Raw genomic sequence first — 11,132 nt, 5'->3', positions numbered from 1 at the left:
GGCAGGACGACATTGGGGAGGAATGGTGCCTCTCCACTCTCGACGTTGCGTGGGGGCGGCTACGCCGTTGCCGCCACGCCTTCCACCGGCCGGAAATTGGCGAAATCCCAGCCGCGGCCTGGCGCCGCATCGAGCAGGGACTTGGTGTAGGCTTCCTTCGGATGCGTCAGCACTTCTGCTGCCGGGCCCTGTTCCACCACGCGGCCGTGCTGCATCACGACGACCTCGTCGCAGATTTGCGCGGCAACGCGCAGGTCGTGGGTGATGAACAGGATCGCGATGCCGAGCCGCTTCTGGATCTCGTCGAGAAGTTCCAGCACCTGTGCCTGCACGGAGACGTCGAGTGCGGAGACCGCTTCATCCGCAACCAGCACGTCGGGATCGAGCGCGAGCGCGCGTGCAATGGCGATGCGCTGGCGCTGGCCGCCCGAAAACTGGTGCGGATAGCGCGCCACCGCATCAGCCGGCAGGCCGACCAGCTCCAAGAGCTCACGCGCCCGCTTCAGCGCATCGACCCGCGAGACGCCGTAGTTGATCGGCCCCTCAGCGATGCTTTCGCCGACGCTGACGCGCGGGTTGAGCGAGCGGTAGGGATCCTGGAACACGATCTGGATCTTTTGGCGATGCGGCTGGAGCAGCCGCCGCGACAGGTCGGAGATTTCGCGGCCCGCGAGGCGCACGCCGCCGGAGGTCGGATCGATCAGGCGGACGATGCAGCGCGCCACCGTCGACTTGCCCGAGCCGCTTTCGCCGACGATGCCGAGGGTGCGGCCCTTGCGAAGCGTCAGGGTGACCTTGTCGGCGGCGACCACCTCTCGGCCTTTGCCGAAGAACGTGCGCTCGCGATAGACCTTGCTGAGGTCGTTGGCCTCCAGCACCACCGGCTCCTTGGTTTCGGGCCGCGCCGCGCGCGGCACCAGGCTCGGCACCGAGGCGAGCAGGTTGCGGGTGTATTCCATCGTGGGATTGCGCAGCACGGAATCAAGCGTGCCGGTTTCGACCAGGCGGCCCTGCCGCATCACTGCGACGCGGTCGGCAATTTCCGCGACCACGCCCATGTCGTGGGTGATGAACAGCACGGCAGTGCCGTGGTCGCGCTGGAGGTCGCGGATCAAGGTGAGGATTTGCTTCTGCGTGGTGACGTCGAGCGCGGTGGTCGGCTCATCGGCGATCAGCAGTTTCGGCTCCAGCACCAGCGCCATCGCGATCATGATGCGCTGGCGCTGGCCGCCGGAGAGGCGGTGCGGAAAGGAGGCGAAGATGCGCTCGACCTGCGGCAGCCGGACCTGCTCCATCATCTCCAGGATGCGCTTGCGCCGGGCTTTGGCGTCGAGACTGGTGTGGGCGCGCAGCACCTCGTCGATCTGGCGGCCGACAGGAACGACCGGGTTGAGCGCGGTCATCGGCTCCTGGAAGATCATCGCCATTTGCGTGGCGCGCAACTGCCTCAGGCGGCGGTCCGTTGCGGTGAGGAGTTCCTCGCCGACGAGCTTGACGCTGCCGCCGGTCGGCCTCAGCGAGCCCTTCTGCAACAGGCCCATCACGGTGAGCGAGGTCACCGACTTGCCGGAGCCGCTTTCGCCGACGAGGCACAGCGTCTCGCGCTCGCGCACCTGGATGGAGATGCCGTCGATGATCTTCGGGCCATTCGGCGTCTTGCCGATGGAGACGGTGAGGTCGTTGATGTCGAGGACGGTGTTGGTCATCAAATTACTCCGTCGTCATTGCGAGGAACTCGCGACAAAATTGCGAGGCAATTTTGCGTTGAGCGACGAAGCAATCCAGAATCTTTCCGCGGATACAGCCTGGATTGCTTCGCGGAGCTTGTCATCGGGCCGCGCTTCGCGCGGACCCGGTGGCTCGCAATGACGGAACAAGGGGAGGGGCGGCGAGACAAATCACTTGCCCTCCCGCTGCTTCATGCGGGGGTCGAGTGCATCGCGGGCGGCGTCGCCGATCAGATTGATGCTGAGGATCGCGAGCGACAGCAACAGGCCCGGCCAGAAGATCAGCGAGGGCTTGATCTGGAAGAACTGGCGTCCCTCGGCCATGATGTTGCCCCAGGTCGGCGTCTCCGGCGAGATGCCGGCGCCGAGGAAGGAGAGGATGGCTTCTGTGAGGATCGCGGAGGCGCAGACATAAGTACCTTGCACGATCAGCGGCGCGATCGTGTTCGGCATCAGGTGGCGCCACATGATCTTCGGCAGGGAAGAGCCGACCGAGATCGCCGCTTCCACGTAAGGCTCTTCGCGCGCCGACAGGACGACGGAGCGCACCAGGCGCGCCACGCGCGGAATCTCCGGAATCGTGATCGCGACCAGTACGGTCCAGATGCTGGCGCCCGACAGCGATACGACGGCAATCGCGAGCAGGATGCTCGGCATCGCCATCAGACCGTCCATGACGCGCATCATGATGGAATCGACCAGCTTGAAGAAGCCTGCAACGAGGCCGATCGCCAGACCAATGGCGATCGACAAAACCGCGGAGCCGATGCCGATCAGCAGCGAGACGCGGCCGCCATAGATCACGCGCGACAATAGATCGCGGCCGAAGGCGTCGGTGCCGAGCAGGAATTGCGCCGAGGCCGGCTTCAGCCGCTGCGAGGGCGCGAGCAGGACCGGATCATGCGGCGCGATCAGCGGCGCAAGGATCGAGATCAGTGCGATCAGCGCGAGGCAGATCGTCGCAGCCGCGATGATCGGCGTCGACGTGAGGAAACCGAACCGCGGCCGTAGCGGCGAGGTGATGGGGATGGACGACTGGGGAAGAGTACCAACCGACATGCTCGAGCCTCAATACCTGATCCGCGGATCAAGGAGGGTGTAGGCGACGTCGATCAGGAGGTTGACGACGACATAGATCAGCGACGTCAGCAGGATCATGGCCTGGATCACCGGATAGTCACGCGCCAGCACCGCATCCACCGTGAGGCGGCCGATGCCGGGAATGTTGAACACGCTTTCGGTGACGACGACGCCGGAGATCAGGAGCGCAAAGCCGGTGCCGATCACGGTGATCACGGGTACCGCGGCATTGCGCAGCGCATGCCGCATCATCACCGCGACCTCGCCAATGCCCTTGGCCCGTGCGGTACGCACATAGTCTTCGCCGAGCACGTCGAGCATCGCCGCCCGCGTCATGCGCGCGATCAGCGCGATATAGATGAAGGACAGTGCGCAGGTCGGCAGGATGATGCGCTCGAAGAACGGTCCGAAGCCGGCCGTGATGCTCTTGAAGCCTTGCACCGGCACCCAGCGCAGGTCGATTGCGAAAATCTCGATCAGGACATAGCCGACCACGAACACCGGCACGGAGAAGCCGAGCACCGAGAGGCCCATCACGAAGCGGTCGATCCAGGTGCCGTGCTTCCAGGCCGCGATCACGCCGAGCGGCACGGCGACGACGACGGCGAGGATGATGGTGGAGAGCGCGATCGAGATCGACGGCTCGACGCGCTGGCCGATCATCTTCAGCACCGGCAGGTTGGAGATCAGAGATGTCCCGAGATCGCCGTGCAGCAGCTTGTTGATCCAGGTGATGAACTGCACGATCAAGGGGTCGTTGAGGCCGAGCGAGGCGCGAATGCGCTCGAGCCGCTCGGGCGTCGCGTTGTCGCCGGCGAGGATCGCGGCGGGATCGCCCGGGGTGAGCCGGAGCAGCAGGAAGACGAACAGCGCGACCACGCCCATCACGGGAACGGCGGCGAGGATGCGACGAACGAGATATCCGAGCAAGTTGGATCCGTCAGATTGGAGTCAAACCGGCAGCGCCCGCCATCATGGCATGGTTCTGCCTGTGACCCAAATTCAGCAATTCCCATGCCATTGTGGTCGCGCTTTGTGCGACGCAGCCAACTCGCTTTGCGAGACCCCACAGTGTCGTTCCGGGTTCGCATCTTCGACGCGCCGCGGAATGACGGCTGCGCCGTCACGCCAGCGTCGCGAGCAGCCCCGCCATCAATCGGCCGCGCTCGGCGAGACTGTCGATCTCGATGTGCTCGTCGAGCGTGTGGGCATTGGCGCCACGCACGCCGAGGCCGTCGAGGGTCGGGATGCCCATCGCGCCGGTGAAATTGCCATCGGAGCCGCCGCCGGCACTGGCATGCGGCAGCTCGGCGCCGAGCTCGCGTGCGATGCCGCGCGCCTTCTCATAGAGTGCCATGGTGCCGGCATCCGGTTCCCACACCGGGCGGGTGACGCCGCGCGTCACGTTGAAGCTCACGTCGTTGGCTGTGCCCGACAACGCCAGCATCTTCTCTACCCCACGGTCGAGGTCGGCCTGGCGCTTGGCCATCGAGAGCGCTTCGCCGGTGCAGGTGGTGGCGACGCAATTGACCCACTGTCCGCCATGCACGATGCCAACCGAGAAGGTGCAATCCTCCGTGGTCATCGCGTCGATCGCGAGGATCTGCCTGGCCATTTCCCGTATCGCTGAACGACCCGACGAGAGCGTCGCGCCGGCGTGGCTTGGCCGACCCGTTGCTTCGAGGTTGAAGCGCGCGATCGCGTAGCGGCCGGTGACGACGCCGTTGTCGGGACGGCCCGGCTCGGGCACCAGAACGTATTTATTGCGGGCAGCCTCGGCCTCGATGATGTCGCGGGTCGATGGCGTGCCGACTTCCTCGTCGGGCGTGAACAGCACTGTGATCGGCAGCGGCGTTACGAAGGAGGCGCGGGCCAATTGCCTGATGGCTTCGAGCGAGAGGTAGTTGCCGCCCTTCATGTCGAAGATGCCGGGGCCGTAGCACTTGTTGCCCTCGCGCCGCCATCTCAGCTTCTCGATGGTGCCGACGGGGTGCACGGTGTCCATGTGCCCGGCGATCAGGATGCCGGGCTCGCCTTGCTTCGGATGGGGAAAGCGTGCGCGCACGGCGCCGCCAAAACCTTGTCGTCCGGCGATGCGCTCGATCGTCGCACCCATGATCGCCATGTCGCGCGCAGCGAGGTCGAGCATGCGGTTCACGGCAGCCGCGTCCCAGGTCGGGCTTTCGCACTCGACCCATGCGCGCAGACCTTGCAGCATCACTTCGGAATCGAACGGAAGGTTGGCTGGATTCATGGATGGCCTCTTCAGGCTTCGCACGCGCGGAACGTGCGTTGCAGTGCAGTCAGGAAACGACCGGTGAAACTCGTTGTAGAGCGAAACGCGTAAACACGGAGCCCGTACGCGCGCTTGCATGGGCATGCAGCGAAAGCGGATTGACGCCCTCGATGCGCTCTGCAAGTCTCGAAAAGAAAAAGGTATCGCATGAGGTTGGTTCGCCTAAAGAACGATCCGAATGCTCAACCAATAACCTGCCTTTGACCAGTTTCACGTCAGGAGAAACTTCGATGTTCCACTTCTTGCGCCGGGGACGCAGCGCAATCGTCTCCAAACTCGCGCTGTCGGCCGTCGCGCTCACCGCACTGGGCTCGCCGGTCCTTGCCGCAGGCAAGACCATCACGGCGGTGATGCACTCCGACCTCAGGATCATCGATCCCATCTTCACCACGGCCTACATCACTCGCGATCATGGCTACATGGTCTACGACACGTTGATCGCGACCGATTCGAATTTCAAGATCCAGCCGCAGATGGCGGACTGGAAGATCTCCGACGACAAGCTCACCTACACCTTCACGCTGCGCGACGGTTTGAAATGGCATGACGGCACGCCCGTGACGGCCGAGGACTGCGTCGCCTCGCTGCAGCGCTGGGCCAAGGTCGACGGCATGGGCCAGAAACTGATGGACTTCACCGCCAGCCTCGAGGCGACCGATGCCAAGACCATCACGCTGAAGCTGAAGGAGCCCTACGGCCTCGTGCTCGACTCCATCGGCAAGCCGTCCTCGCGCGTCGCCTTCATGATGCCGAAGCGCCTCGCCGAGACGCCGCCGGACAAGCAGATCCCCGAGCAGATCGGCTCCGGTCCCTTCAAGTTCGTGCAGGCTGAGTTCCAGCCGGGCGTGAAGGCGGTCTACGAGAAGAACACCGATTACGTGCCGCGCAAGGAGCCGTCGAGCTGGACCGCCGGGGCTAAGGTGGTGAAGGTCGACCGCGTCGAGTGGATCACGATGCCGGACTCGCAGACCGCGGTGAACGCGCTGCAATCGGGCGACATCGATTTCATCGAAAATCTGCCGTACGACATGCTGCCGATCCTGGAGGCGAACAAGGAACTCACGATCGAGGTCTCGAACAAGTTCGGCTTCCAGACGCTCGGACGGATGAACTTCCTTTATCCGCCGTTCGACAACGTGAAGCTGCGCCGAGCTGCCTTGCTGGCGATGAACCAGAAGGACGTGCTCGACGCGCTCGTCGGCAACCCGAAATACCAGAAGGTCTGCGGTGCCTTCTTCGTGTGCGATACGCCGCTTGCGACCGACGCCGGCGCCGAGACCCTGATCAAGGGCAATGGCATGGCGGAAGCCAAGAAGCTGCTCGCCGAGGCCGGCTATGACGGCACGCCGGTCGTGATCATGGGACCCGGCGACGTCACCACGCTGAAGGCGCAGCCGATCGTGGTGGCGCAGCTGCTGCGTGAAGCCGGATTCAAGGTCGACTTTCAGGCGACCGACTGGCAGACCGTGGTGAGCCGTCGTGCCAGCCAGAAGCCGCCGAAAGAGGGCGGTTGGAACATGTTCTTCACCAACTGGGTCGCCGCCGACGTCTCCAACCCGATCGCCAATCTCTCGATCGGCGGTCAGGGCAAGAAGGGCGGCTGGTTCGGCTGGGCGGAGGACGCCAAGATCGAACAGCTCAAGGATGCCTTTGTGCGTGCGGGCTCGCTCGACGAGCAGAAGAAGATCGCTGCCGACATCCAGCAGGAGGCCTACGAGCAGGTGATCTACATCCCGCTCGGCCAATATCTGCTGCCGAGCGGCTGGCGCAAGTCGCTCACCGGTGTGCTGGATGGCCCGGCAACGCCGGTCTGGTGGAACGTGGACAAGTCCGAGTAGGGCACGACCCTTTCCGAGCGGACGAGGCTGAAACTGGCCGGGGCAGTTGCCCCGGCCAGTTTTTTTGTGTGCGGCGAGCTGCGCCTTTAACCGTTCCAGTTTCCGATCGTTGCTATTTGTTCCGTTGGCTGAAATAGATGGCGCCGCTCCGCCGCTTCTTTTCCTCGGTCGATTCGAAATGACGTGCCGATAGATTTTGCATTCCAGGCGATGGCCGAACGCTCGGACCGCGCGCCTGCGCGCTGGCGCCGTCCTTTCCTGCATTGGCTCGACGGTGTGGAGGCCGGCTGGGCCGTGCCGCTGCTGCTCGCGGCCTTCACCGCAGTCTGGACGCTCTATCTCGTGGTCGCCTATTTCGGCGCCGGTCTGCATCCCGATACGCTTGAGGCCTGGACGCTGGGTCGGCATTTTGCCTGGGGTTATCCAAAACATCCGCCGCTGATGGGGTGGGTAGCGGCCACCTGGACCGCGATCTTCCCTTTGAGCGACTGGTCGATGCAGTTGATGGCGATGACGAATGCCGCGCTGGCGTTGTGGTTCGTCGACCTGATCTCGCGCCGCTTCGTGAGCGGCCACAAGCGCATTCTGGTGCTGCTGCTGTTGATGCTGACGCCGGCCTATCAATTCCACGCCCAGCGCTTCAACGCCAACAGCGTGCTGCTGGCGACCTGGCCGCTCGCGACCTTCTGCTTCCTGCGTGCCTACGAGACGCGCGCGGCGCGCTGGGCCGTTGCCGTGGGTCTTGCGACGGCGCTGGCGATGGTCGGAAAATATTATTCGGTTTTCCTGGTCGCGAGCTTCGTGCTGGCTGCAGCGACGCATCCGGCGCGGCGAGCCTATTTCGCTTCGGCTTCGCCCTGGATCTCCGCCGTCACGGGTCTTCTGGCTCTATCGCCGCATCTTCACTGGCTCGCGACCACGGGTGCCCCGACCTTCTCTTACGCCTTGGCGCATGCCAATGCCGACCTCGCCACGGCATTGGGCGAGGTGAAGTCGTTTGCGCTTGGGCTCGTCGCGGCGATGAGCGCGGCAGCGGTCACCTGGGTGATGATTGCGGGAGACCGCTTGAAGCGCCTGCCGGCCGACTTCGGCGCGATGGATCCGGGATTGAAGCTGCTGTTCTACGTCGCGCTCGGCACGTTGCTCTTTCCGATGCTGACCTCGCTCGCCGTGGGCACCGACCTGCCGTCGCTATGGGCCCTGCAGGGCCTGTTCCTGTTCGTCGTGCTGATCGTGTGCGGCACGCGCTATCCGATCGAGCGCTTCTATGCCGTCAATGCTACGGTGTTGGTTGCGGGCGTCAGCGTCGTTGCCCTCGTGGTCGTGGCCCCCATCCATGCCCTCTACCGCAACGCGCACGGCTATGAAGAGGGCCGCGAATATTATCACGAGGCGGCCGCCGAGCTCACGCGGCAGTGGCGCGATCTCACCGGCGTGCCGCTGTTAGCCGTCAGCGGCGACGATGCGCTCGCTTTTGCCGCCGCCTTCTACAGCCCCGATCGTCCGCAGTACTCGCGGCCGTTCGCCTATCAATATACATGGGGCCTGCCTCGCAAGAGAACGCTGGAGCGTGGCTGGGCGGCGCTGTGCTTCCGCGACCAGCCCGATTGCCTTCGCTGGATGGAACAGACGTCTGCGCGTGCCGGGGATTTCGTTCGGCGCGAATTCAGCCTTCAGGCGCAACTGCTCGGCCAGGGCGGCGTAACGCGCAAGCTGGTCCTGCTGCTCGTCCCGCCGCATGATGATGTGACCGAGCCGCCTGCGAGCACTGCGGATGATTTCAGCGCAAGCAAGCGCGCGCCGCGATAACGCAGTTTCTCAGCGATAGCGCGCTTTCTCAACAATGGCTGTCGCGGAGCTGCTCGAGCCCTTCGCTTGCGAAGGGCAGGGTGGTCTCTTGCCGTTCCCTGTTATCCTGTTCGACCTCCTCGGCGTTCTTGGCCGGTTGGTTCTTGGTCTTCGGTTCCATGTCGTAACTCCGATTGCTGCATGACAACATGGGGGAGCGGGCGAAGTTCCCCGCGCGCGGCTCAAGCGTTCGCGCGATAATGCGGCTGGAACAGCCGGCCCTTCTCCACGATGGCGACGACGGCGAGCGCGGCCAGCGTGCACAGGAAGAAGCCGGCCGAGAACGGCAGCAATGTTCCGTTGAAACTCTGGCCGATCGTCATGCCGACAACGATGCCGAACAGCGTCGTGATCGAGCCGTAGAGCGAGGAGGCGGTGCCGGCGATGTGGCCCTGCGGCTCCATCGCCAGCGCGGTGAAATTGGCGATCATCATGCCGAACGAGAACATCATCAGTGCCGAGAGCGCCATGAACAGCCACAGCGGCAGCACGTGCAGGCTCGCGGTGAGCAGCATGAGGCCGGCGACGAGCGCGTAGCCGACCAGCGCACCGTGCGAGATCACGCGCATGCCGAGGCGGCCGACGAGCCGCGCATTCGCAAAGCCTGCGATGGCAGTGCCGGCAGCGATCGCCGCGAAGGCGAGCGGAAAATAATGGCCCAGATGGTAGATGCCGGTGAACACCTGCTGCGCACAGAACACGAAGGCGAACAGCGAGCCGATGACGAAGCCCGCGGCGATCGCGTAGCCGAGCGTCTGCCGGTTGGTCAGCGTCTGGCGGAAGGCGTCGAGCACCTCGCGCGGCGCCAGTGACTTCCGCTCGCTCTCGGGCAAGGTCTCCGGCAGGCGCAGCACGGTCCAGCCGAGCGCGAGCAGGCCATAGGCCATCAGCACGATGAAGATGCCTCGCCAATGCGTCACCAGCAGCACGGCTTGTCCAAAGGATGGTGCGATCACGGGCACGGCGATGAACACCATCATCGCCAGCGACATCACGCTCGCCATGCGCCGGCCGACATAGCAGTCGCGCACGATCGAGGTTGCGATCACCCGCGTCGCCGAGGTGCCGAGCCCCTGCAGCGCGCGCGCCAGCAGCAGCGTTTCGAACGAGGGCGCCGCGACCGCGAGCACGCTCGCGATCGCATAGACCGTCATGCCGCCGAGCAGCACCGGCCGTCGGCCGAACCGGTCCGATAGCGGCCCCATCACGAACTGCCCGGCGCCGAACCCGATCAGGAATGTCGACAGCACGAGCTGGAGATGGTTGGCGACGGGAATATGAAAAGCAGCACCGATGTTCGGCAGCGCCGGCAGCATCATGTCCATCGCGAGCGGATTCAGCGCCATGATGGCGGCGATCACGACGACGAATTCCGGAAACCCCATCGGGCGGTGTCCCGAGGACACCCAACTGTCGGCATTGACGTCGGACAAGGAAGCTACCTCTGCATTCGCAGAGGCCTATGTAGCGGGACTGTTGCGGCGCACAAGCTGCGTTTTGGGATGGCAGGTAGGCGAGGTGGGAGGAAGGCGCGTGGGGTATTGGCCGTCGCTCGTCATAGCCGCGCTGAACAGAACGCGCCTGCTCGGTGGTTGATGCAGGTCTCACCGCCTCGTCAAGAAGAGGCCCCTGATTTCCGGGCTCGGGCTCTGCTCTCCCAGCGATCGAGCATTTGTCCCAAATCGCCGAGCTCGGCGGGAGAAGTTTCCGGGCGAGATATAGCTTCATTCGAGTTCGCCGGCCGCACCCATTCGGGCTCCACATAGCCCTTCCACCTGCGCGCCTGTTCGCGTCGTCTACGCGAGAGATGATCGCGCGTGAAATAGCCGGCGGCGAAGGACATCGACAGAAGGATCAGGAGGACAAGAAGGCCCAGCACCAAACTTTACTCCACTTCTTTCCGGGAGAACGACAAGGGGTATCAGGATGAGGAGCAATTGCAAAACGTATCGCGCTTTTCATTGGCAGAAACTTGGCCAAGTTGGGGAAGGTGCAGAGCTGGGCGCGATCAGGTCTGAATTCTGTCCTCGGGACGCAAGCCGCGCCGGCCGCGAGGCCAAATCAGTTGCTAAGGCGAGCGAGAAGACCGCGTCGCGTCTTGCTTGCAGCATAGGCAGACTGGCGAAGCCCCATCGCTCTTCGCCGTCGCAATTGTCCCTTAGGGCTCCGATGCGTGTGAAGTATTTCACACACACGCTTGTCTTACTCATCGTTGCTGTGCAAGTTCATTAATTCGGTGATCGAATCCAGCCCAGCAGGGAGGGTTCGATGCGCGACAATAGCTTCGATCGGACGATTGAACGGAACTACCTTCAGAAATGGCGGTTCCTGATTGCTGAGTAT

General features: G+C 64.0%; 8 protein-coding genes. 2 read left to right on the top strand and 6 right to left on the bottom strand.

Features of this window, described 5'->3' with window-relative positions:
• Positions 1 to 59: 59 nt before the first annotated feature.
• The 4 genes from ACV1FX_RS18960 to ACV1FX_RS18945 form a co-directional block, all read right to left on the bottom strand.
• A complete protein-coding gene (locus ACV1FX_RS18960; protein ID WP_473119072.1) occupies positions 60 to 1,706 on the bottom strand; it encodes an ABC transporter ATP-binding protein in 1,647 nt (548 codons plus the stop codon).
• 192 nt (positions 1,707 to 1,898) lie between these two features.
• Complete coding sequence (locus ACV1FX_RS18955; protein ID WP_473119071.1) at positions 1,899 to 2,786, bottom strand: ABC transporter permease; 888 nt, start codon at positions 2,784 to 2,786, stop codon at positions 1,899 to 1,901.
• Between the two features lie 9 nt (positions 2,787 to 2,795).
• Entirely contained in the window at positions 2,796 to 3,737 is a 942-nt protein-coding gene (locus tag ACV1FX_RS18950) for an ABC transporter permease (protein ID WP_473119070.1), read from the bottom strand.
• A gap of 193 nt (positions 3,738 to 3,930) precedes the next feature.
• On the bottom strand, positions 3,931 to 5,061 hold the full coding sequence (locus tag ACV1FX_RS18945; protein ID WP_473119069.1) for a M20/M25/M40 family metallo-hydrolase: 1,131 nt from the start codon (positions 5,059 to 5,061) through the stop codon (positions 3,931 to 3,933).
• Between the two features lie 272 nt (positions 5,062 to 5,333).
• On the opposite strand from ACV1FX_RS18945, the gene ACV1FX_RS18940 reads away from it, so the two are divergent.
• Both ACV1FX_RS18940 and ACV1FX_RS18935 read left to right on the top strand, forming a co-directional pair.
• Positions 5,334 to 6,941, top strand: coding sequence for an ABC transporter substrate-binding protein (locus tag ACV1FX_RS18940; protein ID WP_473119068.1), 1,608 nt, complete (start codon positions 5,334 to 5,336; stop codon positions 6,939 to 6,941).
• 210 nt (positions 6,942 to 7,151) lie between these two features.
• Positions 7,152 to 8,750 carry a glycosyltransferase family 39 protein gene (locus ACV1FX_RS18935; protein WP_473119240.1) on the top strand — a complete coding sequence of 533 codons (1,599 nt, stop codon included), beginning with the start codon at positions 7,152 to 7,154 and terminating at the stop codon, positions 8,748 to 8,750.
• A 28-nt stretch (positions 8,751 to 8,778) separates the two neighbouring features.
• Here ACV1FX_RS18935 and ACV1FX_RS18930 read toward each other — a convergent pair whose 3' ends face one another.
• Positions 8,779 to 8,910, bottom strand: a complete 132-nt coding sequence (locus tag ACV1FX_RS18930; protein ID WP_473119067.1) for a hypothetical protein — start codon at positions 8,908 to 8,910, stop codon at positions 8,779 to 8,781.
• A 61-nt stretch (positions 8,911 to 8,971) separates the two neighbouring features.
• Entirely contained in the window at positions 8,972 to 10,222 is a 1,251-nt protein-coding gene (locus tag ACV1FX_RS18925) for a multidrug effflux MFS transporter (RefSeq protein WP_473119066.1), read from the bottom strand.
• Positions 10,223 to 11,132 lie beyond the last annotated feature (910 nt).

It is taken from the genome of Bradyrhizobium ingae, assembly GCF_055791185.1.
Note: the sequence above shows the minus strand (reverse complement) of the source record. Positions and strands in the feature narration are given on the sequence as shown.